General features: G+C 56.7%; 29 protein-coding genes. 17 read left to right on the forward strand and 12 right to left on the reverse strand.

Annotation, left to right across the window (positions count from 1 at the left end):
* Positions 1–5 precede the first annotated feature (5 nt).
* The 9 genes from secD to AC2FFF_RS03570 all read left to right on the forward strand — a co-directional run bounded on the left by secD (position 6) and on the right by AC2FFF_RS03570 (position 6648).
* Complete coding sequence (secD, locus tag AC2FFF_RS03530; protein WP_496700552.1) at positions 6–1667, forward strand: protein translocase subunit SecD; 1662 nt, start codon at positions 6–8, stop codon at positions 1665–1667.
* Position 1668: 1 nt separating this feature from the next.
* Positions 1669–2643: a protein translocase subunit SecF gene (gene secF, locus AC2FFF_RS03535; protein ID WP_142633084.1), complete on the forward strand. Its 975-nt coding sequence runs from the start codon at positions 1669–1671 to the stop codon at positions 2641–2643.
* Positions 2636–3382, forward strand: coding sequence for a sulfite exporter TauE/SafE family protein (locus AC2FFF_RS03540; protein WP_271947703.1), 747 nt, complete (start codon positions 2636–2638; stop codon positions 3380–3382). Before secF ends, AC2FFF_RS03540 begins: the two co-directional genes overlap by 8 nt.
* A 9-nt stretch (positions 3383–3391) precedes the next feature.
* Positions 3392–3745 carry an Mth938-like domain-containing protein gene (locus AC2FFF_RS03545; RefSeq protein ID WP_281972390.1) on the forward strand — a complete coding sequence of 118 codons (354 nt, stop codon included), beginning with the start codon at positions 3392–3394 and terminating at the stop codon, positions 3743–3745.
* Between the two features lie 113 nt (positions 3746–3858).
* Positions 3859–4473: a heme ABC exporter ATP-binding protein CcmA gene (gene ccmA, locus AC2FFF_RS03550; RefSeq protein WP_142633088.1), complete on the forward strand. Its 615-nt coding sequence runs from the start codon at positions 3859–3861 to the stop codon at positions 4471–4473.
* Complete coding sequence (ccmB, locus tag AC2FFF_RS03555) at positions 4470–5126, forward strand: heme exporter protein CcmB (RefSeq protein WP_142633090.1); 657 nt, start codon at positions 4470–4472, stop codon at positions 5124–5126. Before ccmA ends, ccmB begins: the two co-directional genes overlap by 4 nt.
* 61 nt (positions 5127–5187) lie before the next feature.
* Complete coding sequence (locus AC2FFF_RS03560) at positions 5188–5961, forward strand: heme ABC transporter permease (RefSeq protein WP_281971898.1); 774 nt, start codon at positions 5188–5190, stop codon at positions 5959–5961.
* On the forward strand, positions 5958–6116 hold the full coding sequence (gene ccmD / locus AC2FFF_RS03565) for a heme exporter protein CcmD (RefSeq protein ID WP_281971899.1): 159 nt from the start codon (positions 5958–5960) through the stop codon (positions 6114–6116). Before AC2FFF_RS03560 ends, ccmD begins: the two co-directional genes overlap by 4 nt.
* Positions 6109–6648, forward strand: coding sequence for a DsbE family thiol:disulfide interchange protein (locus tag AC2FFF_RS03570; protein ID WP_142633094.1), 540 nt, complete (start codon positions 6109–6111; stop codon positions 6646–6648). The genes ccmD and AC2FFF_RS03570 overlap by 8 nt, the downstream gene beginning before the upstream one ends.
* Positions 6649–6847: 199 nt before the next feature.
* On the opposite strand, the gene acnA is transcribed toward AC2FFF_RS03570, so the two are convergent.
* A complete protein-coding gene (gene acnA / locus AC2FFF_RS03575; RefSeq protein ID WP_281971900.1) occupies positions 6848–9538 on the reverse strand; it encodes an aconitate hydratase AcnA in 2691 nt (896 codons plus the stop codon).
* Between the two features lie 227 nt (positions 9539–9765).
* On the opposite strand from acnA, the gene AC2FFF_RS03580 reads away from it, so the two are divergent.
* Positions 9766–10467, forward strand: a complete 702-nt coding sequence (locus AC2FFF_RS03580; RefSeq protein WP_496750407.1) for a DUF1223 domain-containing protein — start codon at positions 9766–9768, stop codon at positions 10465–10467.
* On the opposite strand, the gene AC2FFF_RS03585 is transcribed toward AC2FFF_RS03580, so the two are convergent.
* From AC2FFF_RS03585 to purB, 4 genes are all read right to left on the reverse strand, one after another.
* Positions 10468–11391 (reverse strand): lysophospholipid acyltransferase family protein, encoded by a 924-nt coding sequence (locus AC2FFF_RS03585; protein WP_282021833.1) that lies wholly within the window; start codon positions 11389–11391, stop codon positions 10468–10470.
* Positions 11392–11497: 106 nt separating this feature from the next.
* The gene (locus AC2FFF_RS03590) at positions 11498–12589 is read right to left on the reverse strand and encodes a flagellar motor switch protein FliG (RefSeq protein WP_282021832.1); all 1092 of its coding nucleotides are present in this window, start codon (positions 12587–12589) and stop codon (positions 11498–11500) included.
* Between the two features lie 69 nt (positions 12590–12658).
* Positions 12659–13204 carry a tetratricopeptide repeat protein gene (locus AC2FFF_RS03595; protein ID WP_281971903.1) on the reverse strand — a complete coding sequence of 182 codons (546 nt, stop codon included), beginning with the start codon at positions 13202–13204 and terminating at the stop codon, positions 12659–12661.
* A 182-nt stretch (positions 13205–13386) separates the two neighbouring features.
* Entirely contained in the window at positions 13387–14691 is a 1305-nt protein-coding gene (gene purB / locus AC2FFF_RS03600) for an adenylosuccinate lyase (RefSeq protein ID WP_142633106.1), read from the reverse strand.
* Between the two features lie 89 nt (positions 14692–14780).
* On the opposite strand from purB, the gene AC2FFF_RS03605 reads away from it, so the two are divergent.
* From AC2FFF_RS03605 to AC2FFF_RS03625, 5 genes are all read left to right on the forward strand, one after another.
* Positions 14781–15113, forward strand: a complete 333-nt coding sequence (locus AC2FFF_RS03605) for a hypothetical protein (protein ID WP_281971905.1) — start codon at positions 14781–14783, stop codon at positions 15111–15113.
* Positions 15110–15532 carry a DUF6314 family protein gene (locus AC2FFF_RS03610; protein ID WP_281971906.1) on the forward strand — a complete coding sequence of 141 codons (423 nt, stop codon included), beginning with the start codon at positions 15110–15112 and terminating at the stop codon, positions 15530–15532. Before AC2FFF_RS03605 ends, AC2FFF_RS03610 begins: the two co-directional genes overlap by 4 nt.
* A gap of 75 nt (positions 15533–15607) precedes the next feature.
* Positions 15608–16195 carry a biotin transporter BioY gene (locus tag AC2FFF_RS03615; RefSeq protein ID WP_142633110.1) on the forward strand — a complete coding sequence of 196 codons (588 nt, stop codon included), beginning with the start codon at positions 15608–15610 and terminating at the stop codon, positions 16193–16195.
* 136 nt (positions 16196–16331) lie between these two features.
* The gene (locus tag AC2FFF_RS03620) at positions 16332–16889 is read left to right on the forward strand and encodes a hypothetical protein (protein WP_281971907.1); all 558 of its coding nucleotides are present in this window, start codon (positions 16332–16334) and stop codon (positions 16887–16889) included.
* 10 nt (positions 16890–16899) lie between these two features.
* The gene (locus AC2FFF_RS03625) at positions 16900–17238 is read left to right on the forward strand and encodes a hypothetical protein (RefSeq protein ID WP_271947672.1); all 339 of its coding nucleotides are present in this window, start codon (positions 16900–16902) and stop codon (positions 17236–17238) included.
* 6 nt (positions 17239–17244) lie between these two features.
* Here the strand turns inward: AC2FFF_RS03625 and AC2FFF_RS03630 are convergent, their stop codons facing one another.
* The gene (locus AC2FFF_RS03630; protein ID WP_271947669.1) at positions 17245–18459 is read right to left on the reverse strand and encodes a bifunctional alpha/beta hydrolase/OsmC family protein; all 1215 of its coding nucleotides are present in this window, start codon (positions 18457–18459) and stop codon (positions 17245–17247) included.
* 232 nt (positions 18460–18691) lie between these two features.
* On the opposite strand from AC2FFF_RS03630, the gene AC2FFF_RS03635 reads away from it, so the two are divergent.
* Entirely contained in the window at positions 18692–18874 is a 183-nt protein-coding gene (locus tag AC2FFF_RS03635; protein WP_271947667.1) for a hypothetical protein, read from the forward strand.
* 4 nt (positions 18875–18878) lie between these two features.
* On the opposite strand, the gene dddP is transcribed toward AC2FFF_RS03635, so the two are convergent.
* Positions 18879–20222, reverse strand: coding sequence for a dimethylsulfonioproprionate lyase DddP (gene dddP / locus AC2FFF_RS03640; RefSeq protein WP_281994448.1), 1344 nt, complete (start codon positions 20220–20222; stop codon positions 18879–18881).
* 122 nt (positions 20223–20344) lie between these two features.
* On the opposite strand from dddP, the gene AC2FFF_RS03645 reads away from it, so the two are divergent.
* Entirely contained in the window at positions 20345–21088 is a 744-nt protein-coding gene (locus AC2FFF_RS03645) for a heme-dependent oxidative N-demethylase family protein (RefSeq protein WP_271947662.1), read from the forward strand.
* A 37-nt stretch (positions 21089–21125) separates the two neighbouring features.
* Here AC2FFF_RS03645 and AC2FFF_RS03650 read toward each other — a convergent pair whose 3' ends face one another.
* From AC2FFF_RS03650 to AC2FFF_RS03670, 5 genes are all read right to left on the reverse strand, one after another.
* The gene (locus AC2FFF_RS03650; protein WP_246097123.1) at positions 21126–22040 is read right to left on the reverse strand and encodes a hypothetical protein; all 915 of its coding nucleotides are present in this window, start codon (positions 22038–22040) and stop codon (positions 21126–21128) included.
* 197 nt (positions 22041–22237) lie between these two features.
* Positions 22238–23026 (reverse strand): lytic murein transglycosylase, encoded by a 789-nt coding sequence (locus tag AC2FFF_RS03655; RefSeq protein ID WP_271947660.1) that lies wholly within the window; start codon positions 23024–23026, stop codon positions 22238–22240.
* 65 nt (positions 23027–23091) lie between these two features.
* On the reverse strand, positions 23092–23736 hold the full coding sequence (locus AC2FFF_RS03660; RefSeq protein WP_281971911.1) for an MSMEG_1061 family FMN-dependent PPOX-type flavoprotein: 645 nt from the start codon (positions 23734–23736) through the stop codon (positions 23092–23094).
* Positions 23737–23841: 105 nt separating this feature from the next.
* Positions 23842–25248 (reverse strand): type I glutamate--ammonia ligase, encoded by a 1407-nt coding sequence (glnA, locus tag AC2FFF_RS03665; RefSeq protein ID WP_142633127.1) that lies wholly within the window; start codon positions 25246–25248, stop codon positions 23842–23844.
* A 35-nt stretch (positions 25249–25283) separates the two neighbouring features.
* Positions 25284–25622: a P-II family nitrogen regulator gene (locus tag AC2FFF_RS03670; RefSeq protein WP_142633129.1), complete on the reverse strand. Its 339-nt coding sequence runs from the start codon at positions 25620–25622 to the stop codon at positions 25284–25286.
* Positions 25623–25750 lie beyond the last annotated feature (128 nt).

Genomic DNA, 25750 nt, shown 5'->3' on the forward strand with positions numbered 1-25750 from the left:
GGGTAATGCTGCAAATTGATACCTGGAAGCGGGTTCTGATCTGGCTGGTCTGCGTGACTGGCTTGCTGATGGCCCTGCCGAATGCGTTTTATACGCGCGTTGAACAATCCAATGACGCCAAGACGGCGATTGAGCTTGGCGTCGACACTCCTGAAATGCAGGCCGAGGCGGCGCAATGGCCGAACTGGCTGCCGTCGTCGCTGGTCAATCTAGGGCTGGATCTGCGTGGTGGCGCGCATCTTTTGGCCGAAGTTCGGGTGGGTGACGTCTACGAATCCCGTATGGACGCCATGTGGCCCGAAATTCGGGATGCGCTGCGGGACGAACGTGCCACCGTGGGCACCATCCGTCGCCAGGACTCGGCGCCTGATGAGATTCGCCTTCGCATCAGTCAGCCCGAGGGCATGTCCCGCGCGCTGGAGGTTGTCCGAGGTCTGGCCCGTCAGGTGCAGACCCTCAGCGGTGTAGGGGCCACGGATATCGAGGCCCGCGCCGAAGGTGATACGATCATTGTACAACTTTCTGAGGCCGAGAAGCTGGCCTCAGACGACCGCACCGTGCGTCAGTCGCTGGAAATCATTCGCCGCCGGATTGACGAGGTGGGCACCCGCGAGCCGACCATCCAAAGGCAAGGCACCGACCGTATCCTGATCCAGGTGCCAGGTATCGGCAGCGCAGGAGAGTTGAAAGAGATCATCGGCACGACTGCGCAACTAACCTTTAACCCCGTCGTTGGGCGCGGAACCGACCCCGATGCGATAGCGGGCGTTGGCGAAGAGGTGGTGCCGTCGATTGACGAAAATGGCGTCTATTACACGTTGGATGCCGCGCCTGTTGTAACGGGCGAGGAACTGGTCGATGCGCAGCCCGCGTTTGACCAGAATGGCCGCCCGGCGGTGAGTTTCCGCTTTAACACCTCTGGCGCGCGCAAATTTGGTGATTACACGCTGGAAAACATCGGGGCACCCTTTGCCATTGTTCTGGATGACGAAGTGATCTCAGCCCCGGTGATCCAAAGTCATATCCCCGGCGGGTCTGGTATCATCACCGGTAATTTCACCGTTGAGGAAAGTACAAATCTGGCTGTCCTGTTGCGCGCAGGGGCACTGCCCGCCGGGCTGGAGTTTCTGGAAGAAAGAACCATCGGCCCCGAGCTGGGCCAGGACAGTATCGACGCGGGTAAGGTGGCAACCGTCGTGGCCTTTGTCGCGGTGCTGACATTCATGGCGCTCAGCTATGGCCTGTTTGGTATCTTCGCCAATATTGCGCTGATCATCAACGTTGGCCTGTTGTTCGGTCTGCTTTCCCTGATTGGGGCGACGTTGACCCTGCCTGGGATCGCGGGGATTGTTCTGACGGTAGGTATGGCGGTGGATGCCAACGTACTGATCTTCGAGCGTATCCGAGAGGAACTGAAATCTGCCAAAGGTCCTGCCCGCGCGATTGAGCTGGGTTATGAAAAAGCGCTGTCGGCCATTCTGGACGCCAACGTGACCACCTTCATTACCGCTGTAATCCTGTTTGCTATGGGCAGCGGGCCAGTGCGCGGGTTCGCAATCACTTTGGGTCTGGGTATTCTGACCTCGGTCTTCACCGCGATCTTCGTGACGCGCCTGATGATCGTGATTTGGTTCGAACGCCGCCGTCCGAAAACGATCGAGGTTTGACATGAGACTGAAACTCGTACCCCAGAATACCTCGTTCGATTTCTTCAGTCGCTGGAAGATCTGGCTGGGTATCTCGGCCTTGATGATGATTGTCGCGTTTACGTCCTTCATGCTGCAGGGCCTGAACTTCGGCATTGATTTCCGTGGAGGGACCACCATTCGGACCCAAAGCGCGCAGGAAATCGATGTCGGCACATATCGTGACGCTATTGCGCCGCTTGGACTTGGCGACGTGACGATCACCGAGATTTTCGATCCGAGCTTCGGGCCAGATCAACACGTCGCGATGATCCGCATTCAGGCGCAGGATGATGCTGAGGCTGTCAATGCGGCCACGATTGAACAAATTGGCGAAGCTCTTGCCGCAGCGGACCCCGGGTTGAAGCTGCCCTTCGAAAGCGTCGAATCTGTAGGACCCAAAGTCTCGGGAGAGCTTATCCAGACCGCCGTAATCGCGGTGGTGCTCGCCATTGGGGCGGTGCTTGTCTACATCTGGCTGCGGTTTGAATGGCAGTTTGCGCTGGGGGCTGTCGCTGCGCTGGTGCATGACGTCATCCTGACTATCGGCATCTTTTCCGAACTGCAGATCCGCTTTGATCTGGCGATCATCGCTGCGCTGCTGACCATCGTGGGCTATTCGTTGAATGATACGGTGGTCGTGTTCGACCGGGTGCGCGAGAACTTGCGGAAATACAAGAAAAAGGACCTAAAGGAGGTTCTGAACATTTCGATCAACGAAACGCTCAGCCGGACAGTCATGACCTCTGTCACCACCTTGCTGGCGTTGATTTCGCTCTATGTTCTGGGCGGGGATGTGATCCGCGGGTTTGTCTTTGCTATGATTTGGGGTGTGATCGTAGGTACCTATTCGTCCGTCTTTGTGGCCTCAACCATCCTGTTGTGGCTGGGCGTCAAGCGCGACTGGTCCAAGCCATCAAACACTTCTGGCAACCAGTTTGCCAACATCGATGCCTGAGTATTTTGGCCAGTCCCCCACAGGGCTGGCCATCATAGTTTTTGCTGCCTTTCTTGGCGGTGTAGTGCGCGGCTTTTCCGGATTTGGGACCGCCCTGATATTCCTGCCAATCGCAACCCCATTCCTTGATCCTTTCAAGGCGCTGACCTGCCTGACAATCATGGATATACTGGGCCCGCTGCCCAACCTTCGCCGGGCCTGGCGCGAGGTCGACAGGGGTGATCTGGTCCGTCTGGTGGGAGGGTGCGCACTCGCTCTGCCATTGGGGCTGTGGTTGCTGACCACGGTCGATCCACATGTATTTCGCTATACCGTTAGCCTGTTGGCGTTTCTTATGCTGGCTATTCTGGTGTTCGGTCTGCGCTATCACGGTCATGTCAGTCGCAAAATGGTTTTGGGAATAGGAGGCGCTGGTGGGTTTTTGGGCGGTGTCGCGGGCCTGCCCGGACCGGCCGTTATCTTGTTCTATATGTCTCGACCTCTGCCCGTGGCCGTGATCCGTGCGACGATCCTGTTATACCTGTTCGCCTTTGATTTTCTGCTGCTCGGGTACCTGACTGGCATGGACCGTATCACGCTGCCTGCTGTGATATTGGGTCTGGTTCTGGCGGTCCCCAACCTGGCTGGTAATTGGCTGGGTGGTTGGATGTTCCGGCCCGAGCGGGAAAAGCTGTATCGTGCCGCTGCGTATCTGGCGATAGCGCTTGCAGCCTTGTCGGGCTTACCGCTTTGGGGCTAGATGCCTCCTATGCGTATGAATGAAATCTCTTATGACAATGCGGCCCCTGTTGACGGATATGGTCCTGGGTTTTTCCGCATCGGTGGTCAGGTCTATGACGGGTCGGTACTGACCGGCCCGTCAGGATCAGCGAAATGGGGCGGGTACGACGACAGGGATGGTCTGTTGAAATTGGCGGGTCAGGTCGATGTGCTGTTTATTGGAACCGGCGCTGAGCTGGCCCATATTCCTTCTGATCTGCGCGCCGCCTTGGAAGATTCGGGGATCGGGGTTGAGATCATGAACTCTCCGTCCGCGTGCCGCACATACAATATCCTGTTATCCGAAGGGCGCCGTATTGCGCTGGCGCTGCTACCGGTCTGATCGGATTCTTTTCCTCTGTCCTTGCGCTTAGATGCCACCCAAATACGTTGCTGTCGGTATGCTGCGGCAAATCCCGCCTTTTGCCTCTGACGGCAATAGGATAAGCGGGATTCATGACATTGACCGTGACCGACCTGTCGATCGCCCGAGGGGGCGTTCCTGTGCTGGAAAATCTCAGCTTTTCGCTGGAGCCCGGAAAGGCGCTTATCCTACGCGGGCCGAACGGGATCGGTAAAACAACGCTGCTGCGAACGCTGGCAGGCCTGCAGCCTCCGCTTGAGGGGCAGATCGACGGGGCTGAGGACCGGATCGCCTATGCCTCACATTCCGACGGACTCAAGCCGACTCTGACCGTGGTGGAAAACCTGTCGTTCTGGGCGCAGGTCTTCGGCAGTCACAGCATTCAACCGGCCTTGGACGCGTTTGCTTTGACTGAGCTGTCGGATCGCCATGCCGGCAATCTGTCGGCAGGCCAGAAACGTCGATTGGGGTTGGCGCGGATGTTGGTCACCGAACGACCCATCTGGATGTTGGATGAGCCCACTGTGTCGCTGGATAAGAATGCAGTGCAGATGTTTGCTGACGCGGTGCGCGCGCATCTGGGGCAGGGTGGGTCTGCCTTGATTGCCACCCATATCGACCTTGGTCTGGACGGAGAGGTCCTGGATGTGGGGCCCTACAAGGCTAAACCGAAACCTGTCGATGATCTCGACGGAGGTTTCCTGTGATCGCCCTGCTTTTACGTGATTTGAAACTGGCCTTCCGTGCGGGCGGAGGGTTTGGCCTTGGCCTGGCGTTTTTTCTTATCGTCACCGTGCTGGTGCCTTTTTCAGTTGGCCCGCAATCCGCGTTGTTGTCCACGATTGCACCTGGCGTGCTATGGCTGGGGGCACTTTTGGCCTGCCTTCTGTCACTTGACCGGCTGCTTGCGCTGGATTGGGAGGACGGCTCGCTCGACCTATTGGCGACCGCGCCCCTGCCGTTAGAAGCGGTCATAACGATTAAGTCTTTGGCGCATTGGCTGACCACGGGCTTGCCACTGGTTCTGGCTGCGCCCTTCCTGGGCGTTCTGCTTAATTTGCCTTTGCCCGGCTTTTTCTGGCTTGTCGTCTCACTTTTGATTGGCACGCCCGCGATGAGCGTCATCGGAACCTTTGGTGCCGCTCTTACGGTCGGCTTGAAACGCGGCGGATTGCTGCTGTCGCTTCTTGTGCTGCCTCTTTATGTACCGACATTGATCTTCGGGGCCGAAGTCGCGCGCCGCGGCGCAACCGGAATGGAAACGCAGACACCCTTGTTGATGCTGGCTGGGATCACTGCGGCGACGATTGCCCTGTTACCTTTTGCCAGCGCCGCCGTGTTGCGCATTAACCTACGATGACACAGTGTAACTTTGACGGATGTCAATTGAGAATGAACCCGACTCGGACTAGATAAGGCCCATGTCTATCGCAGCCAAAGCCAACACCCTCTGGGAATATGCCAATCCGCGCAAGTTTCTTGCCACCAGTGAACGGGTGATGCCGTTCTTCTGGGGCGCGGCTTTGGTTTGCATCGTCATTGGTCTGGTGTGGGGATTTTTCTTCACACCCGATGATTACAAGCAGGGATCGACCGTCAAGATCATTTACCTGCATGTGCCCGCCGCACTGATGGCGATTAACTGCTGGCTTATGATGCTGGCGACCTCTCTGGTTTGGCTGATTCGCCGTCATCATGTCAGTGCGCTGGCTGCGCGCGCGGCCGCACCTGTGGGCATCGTGATGACATTGATTGCGTTGGCAACCGGGGCGATTTGGGGGCAGCCCATGTGGGGCACCTGGTGGGCCTGGGATCCACGTCTGACCTCATTCCTGATCCTGTTCCTCTTCTATTTGGGCTATGTCGCCTTGTGGGAGGCGATCGAAGACCCTGATACGGCTGCCGATCTGACCTCGATCCTGTGTCTGGTGGGGTCGGTCTTTGCTATCCTCAGCCGTTATGCGGTGAATTTCTGGAATCAGGGGCTGCATCAGGGCGCTTCTGTCCTGCGGGCTGGTGCCGTGACTGGAGCGGATACCGAAGAGAAGGTCAGCAATATCTATTTCTATCCTCTGCTGCTCTGCATTGTCGGGTTCGTGTTGTTGTTCATCGCCTTGGTACTTTACCGCACGGGTACTGAAATTCGCACGCGTCGGACCAAGACTCTGCTGGCGCGGGAAAGGGCAAATGGATGATCCCTGATCTTGGAAAATATGCCGATACGGTGCTCTGGTCCTATGTGGTTTCCATCGGGCTTTTGCTGGCGCTGGTTCTGGTCAGCGTGATGAGGGGCCGCAGGGCGCAGGCTGAGCTGGAAAAAGTTGAACAAAGGATAAAGCGCAATGGCTAAGATCTCGCCCCTGATGATTGCGCCCCCGCTGATCTTTGGCGCCTTTGCGGTCCTTGCCGGTATTGGCATGTTCCGCGATGACCCAAACGCTTTGCCCTCGGCCCGTGAGGGCCAAACCGCGCCACCGGTTGTATTAACAGATTTTGCAGGCAAGCCACAATTTGACGACGCAACGTTGCGCGATGGACAGATCAAGCTGGTGAATTACTGGGCCAGTTGGTGCGCGCCTTGCCGGGTAGAACACCCAAACCTGCAGGCCCTGTCGGATGAAGGCATTCCTGTCTACGGTATCAATTATAAGGACAAGCTGGAAAATGCCGAGGCATTCCTGAACGAACTTGGTGATCCCTATACGGGTATCGGCCGGGATGAACAGGGACGCATGGCGCTGGACTGGGGCGTTTACGGCGTACCGGAAACCTATGTGGTCGACGGCGACGGAACCATTATCCTGCGCTTTGCTGGGCCGATTACCCAGCGCGTCATCGAAGGAACTATTCGGCCCGCTTTGGAAAAGGCTAAGGCCGATTAACGCGGCAGGGTGAGGGAAGAAACACCAGTCTTCTGAATGATCTGGTCACAATCATCCATCTTGGTGCTGTCACCGTCGCCCCTCTGGTTGGGCAGAACCAAGTGGGAGGTCGGTGAAAAAGCCAGGCACAGTATCCTGGCGCAAATGGAACGTAAAAAGGGCGCCCGACCGGGCGCCCTTTTTAGATTGCTCAGAGATCTTAGTCGGCCTTGGCCAGGTTCCGCAGCACGTAATGCAGCACGCCACCGTTTTCGATATATTCGATTTCGGGCGCGGTATCGATGCGGCACTTAAGGGTTATGGTTTTCTCAGAACCGTCACCGTAGGTGATGGTGCAGGGCACCTCTTGCAGCGGCTGGATCGTATCCAGACCGTGGATCGAGACGGTTTCATCACCCTTCAAGCCCAGCGTCTTGCGCGAGTCGCCACCGGTGAATTCGAACGGTACAACGCCCATGCCAACCAGGTTCGAGCGGTGGATACGCTCAAAGCTTTCGGCGATCACCGCTTTGACACCCAGCAGAGCCGTGCCTTTGGCCGCCCAGTCGCGCGACGATCCGGCGCCGTATTGCTCGCCACCGAATACAACCAGCGGCGTGCCCTGTTCCTGATAGGCCATCGACGCGTCATAGATTGAAGTCTGCTCGCCATCGGGGCCTTTGGTGTAACCACCTTCGACGCTGTCCAGCATCTCGTTCTTGATGCGGATATTGGCAAAGGTGCCGCGCATCATGACCTCGTGGTTGCCACGGCGCGACCCGTAAGAGTTGAACTCGCGCGGTTGCACCTGACGGTCGGTCAGATACTTGCCAGCCGGTGTTGTCGTGGCAAACGAGCCTGCAGGCGAGATGTGGTCAGTGGTGACCATATCGCCCAGAATGGCCAGAACCTTGGCGTCTTCGATGTTCGAAATTGTGCCCGGCTCGGTCCCCATGCCCTGGAAGTAGGGCGGGTTCTGGATATAGGTCGAGGTCGGTGGCCAGTCATAGGTTTCGGCATCGGTGGTATCGACCGCTTGCCATTTCTCGTCGCCTTTGAAGACGTCTGCATATTTCGACAGGAACGCCTCACGGGTGACCGTCTGTTCGACCAATTCCGCCACTTCTTGCTGGGTTGGCCAGATGTCTTTCATGAAGACATCATTGCCGTCCTTGTCCTGACCGATCGGTTCTGAGGTCAGGTCGATATCCATCGTACCGGCCAGCGCATAGACCACGACCAGCGGCGGTGAGGCCAGATAGTTGGCGCGAACATCCGGACTGATACGGCCTTCGAAGTTGCGGTTGCCCGACAAGACCGACGTGGCTACCAAATCGCCCTCGGCAATCGCCTCAGAGAGCTCTTTCTGGATTGGACCCGAGTTGCCGATACAGGTGGTGCAGCCGTAGCCGACAAGGTTGAAGCCGATCTTGTCCAGATCTTCCTGCAGGCCAGCGGCCTCAAGATAAGCAGAAACAACCTGCGATCCCGGTGCGAGCGAAGTTTTGACCCAAGGCTGACGGTTCAGACCCAAGGCTGCGGCTTTGCGGGCCACAAGACCAGCGCCGATCATGACATACGGGTTCGAGGTGTTGGTGCAGGAGGTGATCGAGGCGATCACAACCTTGCCCGATTCCAGGGTATAGTCTTCGCCTTTGACGGCGACTTCCTTACCCATGGGTCGCTTGAACGTCTCGGCCATTTCCCTGGTGAACGCCGCCTTGGCACCGGTCAGAGCAACATAATCCTGGGGGCGCTTTGGGCCCGAGATCGCGGGAACGATGGTGCGCATGTCCAGCGACAGGGTGTCGGTGTAGATCGGTGCGTAATCTGCGTCGCGCCAGAAGCCGTTTTCCTTGGCATAGGCTTCGACCAGCGCAATGCGATCTTCGTCACGGCCGGTGTTACGCAGATAGCGCAGCGTTTCACCGTCAATCGGGAAGAAACCACATGTCGCGCCGTATTCCGGGGCCATGTTGGCGATGGTTGCCCGGTCGGCCAGCGGCAGACGGTCCAAACCTTCGCCGAAGAATTCGACGAATTTGCCCACAACACCCTTTGCGCGCAGCATTTCGACGACCTTCAGAACCAGATCGGTGCCGGTGGTGCCTTCGACCAGATCACCGGTCAGCTCAAAGCCCACGACTTCGGGGATCAGCATCGAGATCGGCTGACCCAGCATAGCGGCTTCGGCCTCGATCCCGCCGACGCCCCAGCCCAGAACGGCCATACCGTTGACCATGGTGGTGTGGCTGTCAGTGCCGACCAGCGTGTCGGGATAGGCAACCTCGTTGCCATCCTGATCCGTGTCGGTCCAGACTGTCTGCGCCAGATATTCCAGGTTCACCTGGTGGCAGATGCCGGTTCCGGGAGGCACAACGCGGAAGTTGTTAAAGGCGCCCTGACCCCATTTCAGGAACTGGTACCGCTCCATGTTGCGTTCGTATTCGCGGTCAACATTCATCTGGAACGCGCGCGGGTTGCCGAATTCGTCAATCATGACCGAGTGGTCGATGACCAGATCAACCGGGTTCAGCGGGTTGATCTTCTGAGCGTCACCGCCCAGAGCCTTGATACCATCGCGCATGGCGGCCAGATCGACCACCGCCGGAACGCCGGTGAAATCCTGCATCAACACGCGGGCAGGGCGATAGGCGATCTCGCGGGGGTTCTTGCCACCTTTGGCGCCCCATTCGGCAAACGCCTTGATGTCGTCGACCGAGACGGAGAACCCGTCATCTTCGAACCGCAACATGTTTTCCAACACCACCTTCAGGGCGGCGGGCAGTTTCGAGAAATCACCCAGGCCGGCCTCTTGCGCGGCGGGGATCGAGTAATACGAGATGGACTTGCCATTCACGCTCAGGCTGCGGCGTGTCTTGGCGGTATCCTGTCCGACTTTGATGGGCATCTGTGGCCTCCCTCTCAAATGACGTGGAATATGGGATTCGCTGAGGGCTATCTGCATCACCCAAGCGCGCGGTTCAAGGTCCAACAGACCAGGTGCGGCAATTTTTGTATACCATTGCACACATTTTTGCGAAAACCTTGTGTCACCGGTCTCAAGAAACCTTGATTGGTGCTTGATCAGCATTCCGTCTAAACCAGTAATGCACCCCATGAAACCCGAGAGCAAACATGTTCAAATCTGCAACCGCAACCGCGTTGGCGTCCCTGTTTCTGGCTACTTCGGCCATTGCAGAAAGCGGACCCGTAGTGGTGGAGCTGTTCACCTCGCAGGGATGTTCGTCCTGCCCCCCGGCTGACCGGATCATGCAGGATCTGGCCAATCGGGATGACGTCATCGGGTTGGCGCTGCATGTGGATTATTGGGACTATATCGGATGGGAGGATGAATATGCCGACCCCACCCATACTGAGCGTCAGCGCAGCTATGCCGGAAATTCCGGGCGTACAGTGATCTATACGCCTCAGATGGTAGTGAATGGTCAGCAGGATATTGTAGGGGCAGATACGGCAAAGCTGGATTACCTGATCGGCGACCATTCCAAGGCCGCTCCGCTGGCGTCGGTTTCGGCCTCGCGTACAGGAGATAACGTAACTGTCGACGTTTCCTCGATCAGTTTGCCTCCGGATCAGGTCTATGACATCCGGGTGGTGCAATACACGCCGATGCGCCATGCCTCGATCCGGCGCGGAGAGTTGGCTGGACAAGAACTGGATTATGCCAATGTGGTCGAGGCCTGGACAGTAGCCGGGCAATGGGACGGGACAGCGCCTAAGACCTATAAGGTATCTTTGACGTCAGGTTTACCGGCCGTTGTGTTGGTGCAAGGGGTTGGCCATGGGCCGATTATTGCGGCAGCACGCGTTCGCTGATCAGGGCATGTCTTTGGCTTGGACGCCTAGCCCGTTCCAGGTTTTCCAGCGACGATGAATCCAGAACCACTGACCCATATGCTGTCGGACAACCGCCTCGAGGTCATCATTGGTGAACTGGGTCATCGTCTTTGGATCCGTATGTGGGACCGGTTCGTGCAGGATGATTTCGAAATCAACCCCATTGGGCTGACGCACCGCATAGCACGGAATCAGGACGGCTTTGTATTTCATTGCCAGTTCAGCATTCAAAACCGACGTCACGGCCGGTTTGCCGAAAAAAGTCAGCTCTTCCCCGCCATGTGCGTGCAGGTCTGACACAATAGCGATGATCCCGCCTTTTTTGAGTGTCCGCACCATTTCGACCATCCCGCGACGGCCTTGTTCGAACATCGGGGCGCCGGTTTTGTAGAACGCATCGACATACATGTCGTTGAAGTAGGGGTTCGCCATTCGACGGTAGAGGCAGCCAATAGGCTGACCGCTGCGTTCTTGAAGGGCTATACGCGCGGCCAGGTAATGGCCGAAATGCGCAGTGATCATCATCACAGGTCGCCCCTCTGCCAAGGCGGAATCAAAGGCAGCAAGGCCCGTACCCGTGACTTTGGCAAAGCGTTGGCGTTCTGTGAAATCCTCGGGCGAGAAGTGCTCCATGATCGCGCGCCCGGCGTTGTCAGGAACGGCCTTGCAGATGCGTTTCACTTCGGATTCAGTCAGGTCCGGGCAGGTGAGTTTCAGATTGCTGCGTACTCTTTTCGAGAACCCGACCAACGGTGCAAGGTTTCTCGCTATGGCGCCCATTGTGGCAATGCGTGTCTCATAGGGCAGCAACCGTAACGCTTTGATAACGCCTTTCAGGAACATGCCGGATACATAGTATTTGCCAAGCTCGGACCTGTTTAGTTCAGACTTTTCAACGGGCATCAGAAGGTCTCGGCGTCTGTTGTGAATTGCCGGGTCAGACATACAAGCCGATCGCGGTAACCACAAGCTTTCTGCTCGGCCAGAAATTTTGGCGCGCTTTCTCTCTTTATTCGTCGCCGTCATCATCCCGGAGCGTGATGGTTCCCTCATCGACAAGTGTCCGGATGGCGCCAATGATCTGGGTCATCGCCTCCTCTGCAGCGGGTTGTTTGATTTTTCCGACCTCATCCATTTCTTCGCGCAGGTTTTCGGCCATACGCGACGACATGTTGGACAACAGGTAGTCAACCGATGCCCTGTCTCCTTCCGTTTCTGCACCGGCGAGCGCTGTAACCAGGACGGGTTGTTCCACACCGCGTAGAATGGCCGGTACATCACGGGGCAGAATGCGGGACGGGATATGGGCGAAGGTGAAAATGGATTGGCGAACTATGGTGGCAAAATCGGCGTCTTCATCTTCTAATGCGCTCAGCAGGCCGTCCCGGGTCGAGGCAGCGGACTGATTCAGTATCGCGCCAACGCGGGCACCCGGTCCGTCGGCAAACGCTGTGGCCGGGCGCTGATCCATCTGAGCCGCCAGCGACCACCCGATCCGCTCGACGGACTCTGGGCTGACATTTGCAGTTTTCGAAACCGCATAGGTAATACGCCGAGCAACTGGGCCGGGAAGGTGCCCTAGCAGTTGCGCAGCTTTGGCGGTTTCAAGTTTCGATAGCATCACGGCCGCAATCTCGGTGCTTTCGGCCTGCGCCATTTCGGCCAGATCTTCTGTAGGGATCTCTCGCAATCGCTGCCAAGGATCGCCGATCTGGCGTATGCCGGCCACTTTACGCAAACGCGCCGCAGTGGCCGGGGCGATTTTGCCGTTCACCACATCCAAAGCGCCCGCCAGACCATGTGGAAAGGACAGGCCAACACTGTCCAGCGCATCTGCAAATTCACCGGCAACTGCGTACAAGGTAACCCGGTCGACAAGGCCCATTTTGCCCAGTTGGTGGGTTAGCTTTTCCTGTAAATCGTCGGGGAGCTCTTCCAGCGGAATGTCCGCCCCATCATTCAGCAAGAGACGCACAACCACCGCCGCCTTTTGTCGGCTGCTGAGGCTGCGGGCCACCAAGCGAAGGTTGTCATCGTTATCTTTGGCCAGCGGGGCAAAGGCCCCCGGCGCCACCTGTACCAATGTGTTTGTGTTCTGCATCTGCCTGCGGTGCCAAAGTTCCTGTTCCACAGGCAGATTACAGAGAGTCGGGTAAAGAAAGGCTGAAGCTTAGTAGTTGTAGGTCAGTCCGGTGCGGATCGCCTCGCGCAGGGAAACCTCTGCCCAGGTTCCTTCGCCGCCACGTGCTTTGATTTCACGCCACTGCGCAATCGCCAGATCAGTTTTGCCCTCGGCGACAAAGCCTTGCGCCATATAGGAACGTGCCAGGATATTGTCGGGATTAGCGTTAATTGCACCTTCATAGAACAGGTTGGCCAGTTCCAGCTTGCCCATCTTCCGATAGGTAAATCCCCAATAGGTCAAGACGCGATCGTCATTCTGGTCCATCACGCGCAGCACGCCTTGGGCGTTTTTGAACTGCCCGTCATAGGCCAGTTCACGCACGGCGTGGTACAGCTGATCCTGAGTGAAATTGGTGTTGCTGGGCTTTACGCATTTGCCCGCGGCCTCATCATAGACCCGTCCGAACAGACATTTCTTGGTGGTGTTTGTTGTTTTTGGCGGCGTCGATCCCCCGCCGCCACCTGCGGCATGAACCATGGGGGCAAATGTAAGGGCCTGAATTGCAATAACCGAAGCTAGGATGAGGCGCATAATTGGTCTCCGTTCGTAGGGCTGCTCAGAATAAGCATAGCGCGTTCTATACAAAAGCTAACAACTGATCGCGCGAATTTATTCACAAGTTAGAAAGCGGGAATGATCCTGCCGTGATCAAGCAAAGAAAAACCCGCACAAAAATTTTGTGCGGGTCAGTATTGCAGAGTCTTTACGAAATTTTACTCGCCAAACACCCGGGCAAAGATCGTATCGACATGTTTGGTGTGATAGCCGAGATCGAATTTCTCTTCGATCTCCTCCTTGCTCAACGCGGCGGTCACGTCAGTATCCGCCAGAAGTTCTTCTTTGAAGTCTGTGCGGTGTTCCCAGACCTTCAACGCGTTGCGTTGAACCATAGCATAAGCCTCTTCCCGGCTGACCCCTGCCTGCGTCAGCGCCAGCAGAACCCGCTGGCTCATCACTAGACCGGGGAACTTGTTCATGTTCTCCATCATGTTCTCGGGGAAGATCAGCATTTTGTCGATCACGCCCGTCAGTCGAGCCAGAGCAAAATCCAGTGTGATCGTGGCGTCCGGCCCAATCATGCGTTCCACCGAGGAGTGTGAGATGTCGCGTTCGTGCCAGAGCGCCACATTCTCCATCGCCGGGATCACCGCCGCGCGCACCATGCGCGCCAGCCCGGTCAGGTTCTCGGTCAGTACAGGGTTCTTCTTGTGCGGCATCGCCGACGACCCTTTCTGCCCCATCGAGAAGAACTCGGCCCCCTCAAGAACCTCGGTCCGCTGCATGTGACGGATTTCAATGGCAACGTTTTCGATGCTGCTGGCGATCACGCCCAACGTGGCAAAGAATGCGGCATGGCGGTCGCGGGGGATGACCTGCGTGCTGATCGGTTCGGGCACCAGTCCCAGCTTGTCGCAGACATGCTCTTCGACCTGAGGGTCGATATTGGCAAAGGTGCCGACCGCGCCGCTGATCGCACCTGTTGCAATCTCGGCCCGTGCGTCGCGCATGCGGGATAGGTTGCGATCCATCTCGGCATAGAAGCGCGCGAATGTCAGGCCCATTGTGGTGGGCTCGGCGTGGATGCCGTGGCTGCGGCCGATGCGGACAGTGTCCTTATGTTCGATCGCGCGGCGTTTCAGAGCGGCCAGCAAACCTTCGAGGTCGGCGATCAGGATGTCGGCAGCGCGGGTCAGCTGAACGTTGAAACAGGTATCCAGCACGTCCGAGCTGGTCATGCCCTGATGCACGAAACGCGCTTCATCACTGCCGACATGCTCGGCCAAATGGGTCAGAAAAGCGATGACATCGTGTTTGGTGACGGCCTCAATCTCATCAATGCGGGCCACATCGAATTCCACATCCTTTGCCTTCCACACGGCATCGGCGTTTTCACGCGGTATCACGCCCAGATCGGCCATGGCGTCACAGGCATGGGCCTCGATCTCGTACCAGATGCGGAACTTCGTCTCGGGCGACCAGATGGCGACCATGTCGGGGCGGGAATAACGTGGAATCATTGGCAGCGGCACCTTTTTATGATTTGGCAGAGGTCGTTGCGGCGCGGTTTAAACCCAGCCGCCCTACGGAACAAGGCGCGAGTGCGGTGATGAGACGGTTTGCCCTGATTTTATCCCTTTGGCCTGGTGTTGCGGCAGCGACAGAGTTCTGGCCGCTGACGGGTGATGAAATTGCCGAAGCCTTGTCGGGCAAAAAACTAACTTATGGCGACGGCATCTGGCAAACATTCGACCAAAGCGGGGTGACCCATTATTTTTCGGGTCGTCCCAGCACCGGAAAGTGGGCCGTGCAGGGCGATCAGTATTGCTCGGTTTGGCCGCCTTCGGATATCTGGGCGTGTTATGATGTTCTGCAAAGCGGTGTCATCATTCGATTTATTGACGACGCAGGCGAGATCACAGACGGGTATTATCCCGAATGACCTTTCCAAACGAACTGACCGACTTCGAAGGAGGCTGGAGCCTGTCACGCACCATTCGGGATGCGCGGGCCGGGCAGGTGGTTTTGGCCGATGGCTCTGCGCGATTCACCAGGTCCAAAGACGGTCTGATCTATGACGAGACGGTAACTCTGCGCATTCCGGGCCAGCCCGAAATGATGGGAACGCGCCGCTACCTGTGGCACGACAAGGGCGAAAGCGTTGCGGTGCATTTTGATGACGGGCGCTATTTTCACACGCTCAGGCTGGGTGTGACGCAGGCTGCGGACCATCATAATTGCTCGCCAGACAGCTATGACGCAGTCTATGATTTCTCAGGCTGGCCCTGCTGGAGGGTCCGTTGGACCGTGTCCGGCCCCCGGAAATCATACGAAATGAATACGGAATACATGCTGCGGTAGCGTAATCATCTTGCAGATGCGGCGCTGACAGGGCATTCCTGTTGCAGAATCTCGATCCGTTTAGGGAGAAACAACATGAATGCGAACGTATTGGCCAATGCATTTGGCCCACGTGAAGGGACGGCGCTGCGCGTCAAACAGGTGGTTTTGGTTGCTTTGGGCATCGTTGCCTTGGCCGTCGCCGCCAAGATCAAAGTGCCGATGTGGCCGGTTCCAATCACCATGGGTACATTTGCGGTTCTGACCATCGGCACCGCCTATGGCGCACGGCTGGGTCTGGTAACCATGATGGGCTATCTGCTGATCGGCGCGCTGGGCTTTGACGTGTTCGCGGGCTCTTCAGCTGAAAAATTCGGCCTTACTTACATGATGGGTGGCACAGGCGGCTACCTGGTCGGATATGTGCTGGCAACCCTGATGCTGGGTACGCTGGCCGCGCGCGGCTGGGACCGTTCGGTCGTGAAAATGGCGCTGGCGCTGGTACTGGCCAACGTTCTGATCTATGTTCCCGGCCTGCTGTGGCTGGGTCAGCTCTATGGCTGGGACCAGCCGATCCTGGCATGGGGCCTGACACCATTCCTGGTGGGTGATGCGATCAAGCTCGCGCTGGCCGCGCTGCTGATCCCCGGCCTGTGGAAGCTGGTGGGCGACGCCCGCACCTAAACCACAGTCAACCTGGTTGACATGAACCGCGCCCGGAGCGATCCCGGCGCGGTTTTTTGTTGCGCCAACAAGAGGCTGGACAAAACCGGTCGACACAGTTCAAGCTGTAGCAATAGAAACAACAGGTTATTCAGATATGCCTAATCTATTGAGGGCTGTAACCCTTTCCTGCGCGGTTGTTTGCGCCGGGGCAGGGAGTGCAAAAGCCGAAACACCGATCACCTATACTGATGAAGGGCGCGCCTTGTTCAGCTTTGCGGTACCAGATTTTTGGTCGGTTCGTACTGGCGGCCCGCGTGAGGTCGATGACACCGAGCTGAACGATCCCCGCGCGGTTGCCCGAGTCATGGGGATCAAACCGGTAACGGATGACAACGTATGGATTGGATTTGTCTCGCCATCTGGAGTGTCATCCATCGACGGTGGCCTGCGATACCTTCAGGATATCGACAAGTTTCTAGTCAAAGATCCGATCGTTTCGGAAACAGTCGCAACCCGGATCGGAGGTCTGCCAGCGCGGGTTATCCGCGGTACCGGCACCCGTGATCGGCGGGGGATAAATTTCACGGCCACAGTGATTGATTTGCCGCGTGATCGCGTGGCTGTAGCAGTGGCCGTATTAAGAGACGGCGCCGACCCTGGCTATGTGGACGAGCTGAATGCCGTATTCGCGTCATTCCGGTCGCTTCAGTGAGGAGGTTTGGATGACTCGTAAGCTGATGAAACGGTCGATCGCCGCGCTGGTATTCGGTTTGACCAGTATCACCTTGTCTGCCTGCGACGGCGTGACGGTTGGTGTGGGATACGGATATGATCCGTTCTATGACTCGATGCTTTGGAACGACTACTATCACGACGTTGATGTGGACATTGATGTAAATCGTCCACCGCAGGGTAAGCCTCCGGTCAAACCCAAACCTCCGGTCACCAAGCCCCCGGCGCGCCCACGCCCCCCTGTCGCCAAGCCCCCCGCACGTCCACCGGTTGCCCGGCCACCAGTTGCCCGGCCGCCTATTCACCGCCCGTCACCGCGGCGGCGCTGATGCGGATCAGGACAGCAATTCCGTCGTGATTTTCGCTGTTCCTTCAAGTGTCCTGTGAACAGGGCACTTGTCGGCGATTTCAAGCAGACGTGCGCGCTGATCCTGATCCAAGGGGCCCTCGAGCCGGATTTTGCGGCGGAACAAATCGACCTTGTTGTCAGTAATAAGACCCGCATCCTGTGCGTGGACCTTGTTATGGCAAACATCGACAGTGATGCCTGTTAGTGGCCAGCCCTTGCGCCGCGCATACATCCGGATTGTCATCGAAGTACAGGCTCCCAGACCCGATGACACAAAGCCATAGGGCGACATACCGCGGTCGGTGCCTCCATATGAGGCCGGTTCGTCTGCTACAGCATGATGCTTGGGGCCGGACTGAATGTCTTGCTGGAATCCGTTGGGATCGGCCTCAGTCACCCGCACCACGCCTTCGGGCGCACCCGGTGGTGGGGCAGGCGGGCGCAGCACCACATAGCGCGTAACCCAAGCCGCTATTACATCTGCCGCATATTCCGCATCCGCCGCGCGTGTAATCAGGTGATCAGCGTCGTCCAGCGTCACAAAGCTTTTGGGATGTTTGGCTGCCAGAAAGATCGCGCTTGCATTGTCAATACTAACCGTTTCGTCGCGTGGCGCATGAAGTATCAGCAGCGCGGCCTTCAGATCCGCAATCGCAGGGGTTAGCGCGGATTGGGCGATATCTTCGACGAACGCTTTGCCAATACGGAACGGGCGACCACCCAAAGTGACCTCGGCCGATCCCTTTTGTTGGATTTCCGACAGTGCGGCGTCGAAATGGTGCGAGACATGCCCTGGATCGGCAGGCGCGCCCAGCGTAACAACGGCCTTAACACTCGAAATACCAGCTCGGGCGCGCAGAACCGCTGCCCCTCCGAGAGAATGCCCGATCAGCAGAGACGGGGACATGTTCCGTCCAGCCAGATACCGTGAGGCGGCGATCAGATCCTCAACATTCGAGGTGAAAGTGGTGTTTGCAAATTCGCCGTCTGAATGACCCAAGCCTGTGAAATCAAACCGCAATACCGCGATACCCATCGCTGCCAGACGGGCTGCGATCCTGCGCGCGGCCGGGATATCTTTTGAACAGGTAAAGCAATGGGCAAACAATGCCGTAGCAAGGACAGGCCCGTCCGGCAGGTCGAGGCGTGCAGCCAGTTGGTGGCCGTCGTGACCGGCAAAGGTGATGCGTTCGGTGGGCATGGCAGTTCCTTACGTCATGAGGTGCCTCAATATTGTGGCCGCCAGCGAGGGGTCTCAACCCCAATGTAAGAAGCGTCACGGGAAGGTGAGACTGGGTCAGGTGCCGGCGGAGTTCTGGCGCGATAGGTTGAATCAACTTTTGTGATGCGTTCCCAATCAAACATTCACTTTAATAAAGCGAACGCCACCTTCATCTTGAGCCTGTCGAACATAACCAGCCACGGAGGCAACAATGGTACATCTCACTTCTCAGCCACATGGCACAAATCTTCGAGTAGATTTACTGATCGCTATCGCCGTAACTGCGGTCGTCAGTTTTGCCGCGGGTCAGAACTGGACACAGCCGACATCTTTTGCCAGCGCGGAAATCGAGGACTGGCATGGGAACGTCAAACGGTCAAACTGGCCGAACTGAGGGGTCAGGCCAGCCCCATAAGCTGTGGGTCAAAGGGATAGGTGGAAAGGTTTTCATACCCATCCTCAGTGATCAGAACCTGATCTTCGAGTTTGATTGAGAAATCTGCACCTATCTCGCCAACCGCGGCTTCGACGCACAGAACCATGCCCGGTTCCAGTTGGTAATCGTAGGCACCTGCAACGGCCTTGTCCGGATAGGCGACCAGAGGCCACTCGTCACACAGGCCAACGCCGTGCATCAGGCAACCGTATTTCTGATCCTGAAACTTGTCATCCAGCCTGTGACTGTTGGCGGTCAGTTCGGGGATCGTAACACCGGGTCTCAGCATCTCCATATTGGTCATGATATGCTCATGCGCGTGCTGCATGGCATAGACCATATCCGGGCGGGGTTTTTCGTCCCCGATCCACCAGGTGCGCGAGATATCGATGCAGATGCCGTAAGACCCGATCAGATCGGTATCGAAGGCGATGATTTCATTCTTTTGCGTGATCCGGGGACCACATTCCTGAAACCAAGGGTTGGTGCGCGGGCCTGACGCCAGCAGGCGGGTTTCGATCCACTCACCCCCTCGCCGGATGTTTTCGGCATGCAGAATGGCCCAAATGTCGTCTTCCGAGGTTCTTCCGTCTCCGACATTGGCGCGGGCAAATGCCTCCATCTCGGCCACCGCGGTCTCGCAGGCGTGATTGGCACAACGCATCGCCAGAATTTCGTCCGGGCCTTTCACGGCGCGGGACTTTTCAGTGACTTCCTCGCCTTCCATGATCTCGAACCCCTGGGCCTCAAGGGCGCGCAAACCGTGCAGCATGATCTTGTCCACAGCCAGCCGCTTGTTACCGCCGCCATGCGCATCAATCAGCGCCCGCACTTCGTTCGAGAGCACATCCGCCGCAACATCGACCTTGTCGCCGCGATCGAAATAGAACAGGTCGGCGCCCGAACGTTGTTCCTTCACTAACGGGTTGAATTTGCTTAGAAAAGGTGAGTTTTTATAATCCCAGATCACCATATACCCGTCGGCACATAACAGCACCGCGCGGAAGGGGTTATGCGTGTTCCAGAGCTGCATGTTGGTGCTGTCTGTGGCGTATCGAATGTTCAGAGGATCAAACATCAACAAGCCACCATAGCCACGATCAACGATGGCCTTGGTCAGACGTTTCCACCTAAACTCACGCATCCTCTCAAGGTTCGGCAAGGACAGCCCGGCGGCTTCCCATTCGGCGAAGGCCAGCTGTGTGGGGCCGATCTCGATCCGGTCCAAATCATTGGGCGTGCCGTCCCCAAGCGCTGTGCCTTTGGTGGGGTCGATCTTGCGGATATCTCTATGGTGACGGTTCATAGTAGCCCTCCCTGCCTGTTTATCGAGCGTGAAGAAGCATTCTTTCAGCGTCTTGATAATTTGCGACCGCCATCCGTCGCTTTTTGACCGACAAGTCGAAGTGCCGATGTTAGGTCGGGTTCATGACGACCATTTTGCAGACCTCTACACCCTATGATCCTTTGAAACCCCGCCCGCTGCCGGGTATTCAGCCCGCCAGTATGGAAACTTGGTTGCATCAGGACGAAGCATTCGCGGCCCAGATGCAGTATCGGGAAGCGTTGCTGAAAGAGCGTCGCGCCGATGTTCTTGCGCTGGCGCCCGAAGCCGAACCAGCCGCACAAGAAGTCTTGGACCTGGTGTTGCAATATGCGTATCCCGGATGCTCAGACCTCGTCACGAGAGCCGATGGGCAGAAGGTCCAGATTGATCGGCAGGCCCCAATGGAAACCCTTTGCAGACTGGTGCAGGAGGATATCTGTATCTTGCAAAAACAAGGGGACGAACATGTTTTGACTGGCGCGGTTTTGTGTTTTCCAGCCAGTTGGCGACTGTCAGAAAAATTCATGCGTCCCCTGATCGACATCCATGTACCGGTCAACAGCTACGACGAAAGCATCGCGCGCCGTGTCCAGCGGTTGTTTGATGGAATTCAGCCCGATAAGCCGCTCTGGCGGTTTAATGCGCTGTGGTATGAGGATGCCGATCTGCATCAGCCTCGAAGCGCTACAGAACCGCGCCAGGTCAGTTCACCCGGAGCCGCACGCTATTTACGCAGCGAGAGGCAAACATTGTTGCGGCTGCCGAAAACGCGGGCTGTAGTTTTTTCGATCCACACCTATGTTCTTGAGGCTGGAAGCCTGCGCCAAAAAGAAAACCCCACCTGACGGCGGGGCTTCCTAGGAGGGTCTTATTGGAATTGGTCTACATGCCTAAAGCAGTAGCCACACCCGCAAAGGCACCGCTGGTGCTGAGCGCTGATATTGCAACCGAATAGGCAAGTACCTGAGTATTCAGGCGGAAATCTTCACCTCGGATCAGGTTGACGGCAGCCATCGAGGCCGCGATCGGGACCGACACGCTGGCCACGGCACCCGTAAGTCCCCAACTGGTAAGTCGCAGGATATCATTGGGTTTCTCGTGGTCGAGGGGGGGAGTGTCGGTCCGATCATCCGGTTTCTGCTCGATCGGTTCTGTCCGAAAAGCAATGCTAAGCAACTGCTCGTCTGACAGCTGGATTGGCCGCGCATGTGAGGTCTGCGTTTTGTTTCTTGGCTCATCCAGATCTTCTGTCTCCGTTAATTCAAGACCTGCAAACGGCCCGGAAACGGATTCGAAAATTTGTTTTCTGTCCCGCTGTTTAACGGGCGCCAGAGTGTCAAAAGCACTCATGAATTGTTCCATGGTCAGGACTGTATTCGGAGACAGCCATTCCACGCGCTGAGTCGCACAGATATCAACCATGCGATACAGGATCACAACAAGCATAAGCTCCGAGATCTCGCTGTCGTCCAGCAAGGCGGAAACAGGGGTAATTGTGACCGTCAACCGGTTTTCGGGCAGGGTCACCCGGGGTTTCGAGACGGTTCTCAAACCGGCCGCACGGTCCCGCCGTTCAAACCGGTCTTCTGTTTCAGCCAGTTGGGTATCCAGCGTAAGGCGCACGAGGTACTGACTTGAGACGATGCTCGCCTCGGTCGTGTTCAAGATCGTTTTGCGCTCAACAAGATGGCCGTAATCTTCCAGGGTTGCCGCCACGATGGCACCAAACCGCTCGATCGCGCCATTGGTCTTGCCTGTGAACTGCAGGCCGCCGTGATAGCTGTGCTTCGGAGTCACTGCGCATTCCTTTGTGCATTCCGTCAGATGACTCAAATTATCAACAGATAAGGGAAAGAATTGGGCGGAAATGGAAAAAAATGAGAAATCGGCAAGATTGATTACGCATTGGAAACCTAGGCATTTTAAGGGCTATTTAGCGTCTGTGGCGACAATGTGTCTGAATTGCGGTCGCCCTACATGACAGACCGACACAATCATCCGTCGATTCGAGCAGCCATGATTGCGATGGATTCTTGGTACACCGTCGCGGCATTCCACTGTTGAATGACCGCAAAATTCGGTTGGCCCGGTTGATATCCGCGTCCGGGCTTCCAGCCCTTTTTACGCAGGAAATTAGCGGTCGAGGCCAGCGCATCGGTCATGTTGTAGAAATCGACCTGACCGTCACCAGTGGCATCAACACCGTATTCCAAGGCATTGCCTGGCAGAAACTGTGTATGTCCCAGTTCACCGTGTTTGGCACCAACGGTGTTGGTCGTAATGCTGCCTTGATCAACCAGTTTCAGTGCTCCAATGGCGTGAGGGACAAAGAACTCGGATCGGCGACAATCGTAAGCCAAAGTAGTTATTGCTGACACAACCTGACTGTCGCCCATGAAATTCCCAAATCCTGTTTCCATTCCGTGGATAGCGATCAGGATGCCTGCTGGTACCCCATACTGACGCTCAAGCGTCGCATAGAACTGGGGGTTTCTGGCTTTGCGTTTGCGGCCTTGTGCAACGATGGTATCCGCGCCGCGGATCTGCATGAATTTATCCAGCGAATACCTAAAGCTCTTTTGGTTTCGGTCCGCGGCAATGGTTCTGGTGGCGTATTGGCTTTGGCTCAGCGCTTGCAGACCTTTCTTTTTCACACCAGCGCGCCGGGCCTGTTTGGCGAAATCCTGTTTCCAAGCCTCAAATCCGTTCCCGGTGTTGCCGCAGGGGGCCGCCGCCGCAAAACCCGGGAGAGAAAATGCCAGAATAAGAGCAAACCGAAACATCGTGTAATCCGATCCAATGAAATGACATAAGCAGCCTAGGCAGGTAAGCCGCGCCCGAAAAGGGGTTAATACAAGTCGAGTTCCCCGGTGCCCTTCAAGCTTTCGAACCACTCATCCGGCGTTTTGTCGATTTTAGCATGCTTGACCATCATAGCATTCATATTGGGGAGATCAGACGAATCCGGCCAGTTTTCAGGGTTCCACAGATCCGAGCGTATGACGCATTTGGGGCAATGTGCGAAAGCGGTCTCGACATGAATCAGAAGGGCCAGCTTAGGGGCGTGATCCTTCACCGCCAGACTGTTCAGCAGATCGGGGTCAGTACATATGCGTGCGGTTCCCCGGATGCGCAGAGTCTCCATCTTGCCGGGCACAAAGAAGATCACGCTGACGCGCGGGTCCAGGAGAATATTGTGAAACGTATCGGTCCGCTTGTTTCCGGGTCGGTCGGGAATGGCGATCAGATTATCCGAGACCACCCGGACAAACCCTTCGGGATCCCCCCGAGGAGAGATATCCAGATAGCCGCCGGGGTTGGCAGAGGCGATCAGGCAGAAGGTCGACTTGGCAATAAAGTCGCGGCACATGCCGTCCAGCGCGGCTTGTTCCTTGGCGATGATCTGGGGAAGGGGCGCGCCGGTGATGCGTTCCAGTTCCTCTTTCGAAGTGACGAAATCCGAGAACGGGGCGAATGCGGTTTCGGCTGACATGCGATCTCTCCTAACCGGGGTAATGGCAAGTGTGAAAGATCGGGCCAAACGAAACAAGGGGCGCCCGATGGACGCCCCTATAGAATTTTCGTCGAAAATGCTGGATTAGCAGCTGTAATACATGCCGTATTCAACCGGATGCGGCGTGTGTTCGTAGGTTTCGACTTCGTCCATCTTCAGTGCGATGTAGCCGTCGATCTGGTCTTTAGTGAACACGTCGCCCTGCAGCAGGAAGTCGTGATCCGATGCCAGGGCTTCCAGAGCTTCACGCAGTGAACCGCAAACCGTCGGGATGTCGGCCAGCTCTTCGGCCGGCAGATCGTACAGGTTCTTGTCCATGGCTTCGCCCGGATCGATCTTGTTCTTGATGCCGTCCAGACCAGCCATCAGCAGCGCGGCAAACGCCAGGTAGGGGTTTGCGGCCGGATCAGGGAAGCGGGCTTCGACGCGCTTGGCTTTCGGGCTTTCAGTCCATGGAATACGGACACAACCCGAACGGTTACGAGCCGAGTAAGCACGCAGGACGGGGGCTTCAAATCCGGGGATCAGACGCTTGTAGCTGTTGGTCGCCGGGTTGGTGAAGGCATTCAGTGTCTTGGCGTGCTTCAGGATACCACCGATAAAGAACAGTGCCTCGTCCGATAGATCAGCATACTTGTCGCCAGCAAACAGAGGCTTGCCGTCCTTCCAGATCGACATGTTCACATGCATGCCGGTACCGTTGTCGCCTGCGATTGGCTTCGGCATGAAGGTCGCCGATTTGCCGTAGGCATGCGCCACGTTATGGATGATGTATTTGAACTTCTGCAGCTCATCTGCCTGTTTGGTCAGGCTGTCAAAGATCAGGCCCAGCTCGTGCTGGCATGACGCAACCTCGTGGTGATGCTTGTCGACCTTCATGCCCAGACGCTTCATGGTCGACAGCATTTCCGAACGCAGATCCTGGGCTTCGTCGATCGGGTTGACCGGGAAGTAACCGCCCTTAACCCCCGGGCGGTGGCCCATGTTGCCCATCTCGTATTCGGTGTCGGTGTTCCAGGATGCATCAGTTGCATCAACTTCGTAAGATACTTTGTTGATGCTGTTGGAAAAACGAACGTCGTCGAACAGGAAGAACTCGGCTTCAGGACCCATATAGGCCACGTCGCCGATACCGGTTGCTTTCAAGTAGGCTTCGGCTTTCTGGGCGGTGCCGCGCGGGTCACGCTCATAAGCTTCGCCGGTGTCGGGCTCAACAACTGAGCAATGCACGCAGATGGTTTTCTCTGCGTAAAACGGATCGACATAGGCGCTGTTGGTATCGACCATCAGTTTCATGTCCGAGGCTTCGATGGACTTCCAGCCAGCGATGGAAGAGCCATCGAACATGAAGCCTTCTTCAAGGAAGTCTTCATCTACCTGATCGGCTACCAGGGTGACGTGCTGCAGTTTGCCGCGCGGGTCAGTGAAGCGGACGTCGACATATTCGGCGCCTTCGTCCTTGATTAGCTGAAGAACTGCGTCCTTGCTCATTCTCTTGATTCCTCTGAATTGAAGATTTGGTCTTGTTACAGTGCGTCCGAACCGGTTTCGCCGGTACGGATGCGAATTGCTTGTTCGACGGGTGAGACAAAGATCTTGCCATCGCCGATCTTGTCGGTTTTGGCGGCGGAAACGATGGCTTCGATGGCGGCATCGACCAGATCGTCGTCCAGCACAACCTCGACCTTCACCTTGGGCAGAAAGTCGACCACATATTCCGCGCCGCGGTAAAGTTCAGTGTGACCTTTCTGACGGCCAAACCCCTTGACCTCGATCACGCTGAGGCCCTGGACTCCGACGTCCTGCAGCGCCTCTTTCACTTCGTCCAGTTTGAACGGCTTGATGATCGCTTCGATCTTCTTCATACCGGGCTCCCTTTAACTCTTGTCAGGATGGCACTGACCACGTCTAAGATCGGGCGGCAATGTGAATGAGAAAATGGCGATGCCGGGTTGCATGGAAATTGGATGGCCGGTGAAATTTTGAACAGTTT

This window comes from Ruegeria sp. YTSA226 (assembly GCF_059609905.1).

What these genes read in the sequence shown, in the direction of transcription:
- secD (WP_496700552.1), top strand. Translation starts at nt 6, where the DNA reads ATGCTGCAAATTGATACCTGGAAGCGGGTTCTGATCTGGCTGGTCTGC.
- secF (WP_142633084.1), top strand. Translation starts at nt 1,669, where the DNA reads ATGAGACTGAAACTCGTACCCCAGAATACCTCGTTCGATTTCTTCAGT.
- AC2FFF_RS03540 (WP_271947703.1), top strand. Translation starts at nt 2,636, where the DNA reads ATGCCTGAGTATTTTGGCCAGTCCCCCACAGGGCTGGCCATCATAGTT.
- AC2FFF_RS03545 (WP_281972390.1), top strand. Translation starts at nt 3,392, where the DNA reads ATGCGTATGAATGAAATCTCTTATGACAATGCGGCCCCTGTTGACGGA.
- ccmA (WP_142633088.1), top strand. Translation starts at nt 3,859, where the DNA reads ATGACATTGACCGTGACCGACCTGTCGATCGCCCGAGGGGGCGTTCCT.
- AC2FFF_RS03560 (WP_281971898.1), top strand. Translation starts at nt 5,188, where the DNA reads ATGTCTATCGCAGCCAAAGCCAACACCCTCTGGGAATATGCCAATCCG.
- ccmD (WP_281971899.1), top strand. Translation starts at nt 5,958, where the DNA reads ATGATCCCTGATCTTGGAAAATATGCCGATACGGTGCTCTGGTCCTAT.
- AC2FFF_RS03570 (WP_142633094.1), top strand. Translation starts at nt 6,109, where the DNA reads ATGGCTAAGATCTCGCCCCTGATGATTGCGCCCCCGCTGATCTTTGGC.
- acnA (WP_281971900.1), bottom strand. Translation starts at nt 9,538, where the DNA reads ATGCCCATCAAAGTCGGACAGGATACCGCCAAGACACGCCGCAGCCTG.
- AC2FFF_RS03580 (WP_496750407.1), top strand. Translation starts at nt 9,766, where the DNA reads ATGTTCAAATCTGCAACCGCAACCGCGTTGGCGTCCCTGTTTCTGGCT.
- AC2FFF_RS03585 (WP_282021833.1), bottom strand. Translation starts at nt 11,391, where the DNA reads ATGCCCGTTGAAAAGTCTGAACTAAACAGGTCCGAGCTTGGCAAATAC.
- AC2FFF_RS03590 (WP_282021832.1), bottom strand. Translation starts at nt 12,589, where the DNA reads ATGCAGAACACAAACACATTGGTACAGGTGGCGCCGGGGGCCTTTGCC.
- AC2FFF_RS03595 (WP_281971903.1), bottom strand. Translation starts at nt 13,204, where the DNA reads ATGCGCCTCATCCTAGCTTCGGTTATTGCAATTCAGGCCCTTACATTT.
- purB (WP_142633106.1), bottom strand. Translation starts at nt 14,691, where the DNA reads ATGATTCCACGTTATTCCCGCCCCGACATGGTCGCCATCTGGTCGCCC.
- AC2FFF_RS03605 (WP_281971905.1), top strand. Translation starts at nt 14,781, where the DNA reads ATGAGACGGTTTGCCCTGATTTTATCCCTTTGGCCTGGTGTTGCGGCA.
- AC2FFF_RS03610 (WP_281971906.1), top strand. Translation starts at nt 15,110, where the DNA reads ATGACCTTTCCAAACGAACTGACCGACTTCGAAGGAGGCTGGAGCCTG.
- AC2FFF_RS03615 (WP_142633110.1), top strand. Translation starts at nt 15,608, where the DNA reads ATGAATGCGAACGTATTGGCCAATGCATTTGGCCCACGTGAAGGGACG.
- AC2FFF_RS03620 (WP_281971907.1), top strand. Translation starts at nt 16,332, where the DNA reads ATGCCTAATCTATTGAGGGCTGTAACCCTTTCCTGCGCGGTTGTTTGC.
- AC2FFF_RS03625 (WP_271947672.1), top strand. Translation starts at nt 16,900, where the DNA reads ATGACTCGTAAGCTGATGAAACGGTCGATCGCCGCGCTGGTATTCGGT.
- AC2FFF_RS03630 (WP_271947669.1), bottom strand. Translation starts at nt 18,459, where the DNA reads ATGCCCACCGAACGCATCACCTTTGCCGGTCACGACGGCCACCAACTG.
- AC2FFF_RS03635 (WP_271947667.1), top strand. Translation starts at nt 18,692, where the DNA reads ATGGTACATCTCACTTCTCAGCCACATGGCACAAATCTTCGAGTAGAT.
- dddP (WP_281994448.1), bottom strand. Translation starts at nt 20,222, where the DNA reads ATGAACCGTCACCATAGAGATATCCGCAAGATCGACCCCACCAAAGGC.
- AC2FFF_RS03645 (WP_271947662.1), top strand. Translation starts at nt 20,345, where the DNA reads ATGACGACCATTTTGCAGACCTCTACACCCTATGATCCTTTGAAACCC.
- AC2FFF_RS03655 (WP_271947660.1), bottom strand. Translation starts at nt 23,026, where the DNA reads ATGTTTCGGTTTGCTCTTATTCTGGCATTTTCTCTCCCGGGTTTTGCG.
- AC2FFF_RS03660 (WP_281971911.1), bottom strand. Translation starts at nt 23,736, where the DNA reads ATGTCAGCCGAAACCGCATTCGCCCCGTTCTCGGATTTCGTCACTTCG.
- glnA (WP_142633127.1), bottom strand. Translation starts at nt 25,248, where the DNA reads ATGAGCAAGGACGCAGTTCTTCAGCTAATCAAGGACGAAGGCGCCGAA.
- AC2FFF_RS03670 (WP_142633129.1), bottom strand. Translation starts at nt 25,622, where the DNA reads ATGAAGAAGATCGAAGCGATCATCAAGCCGTTCAAACTGGACGAAGTG.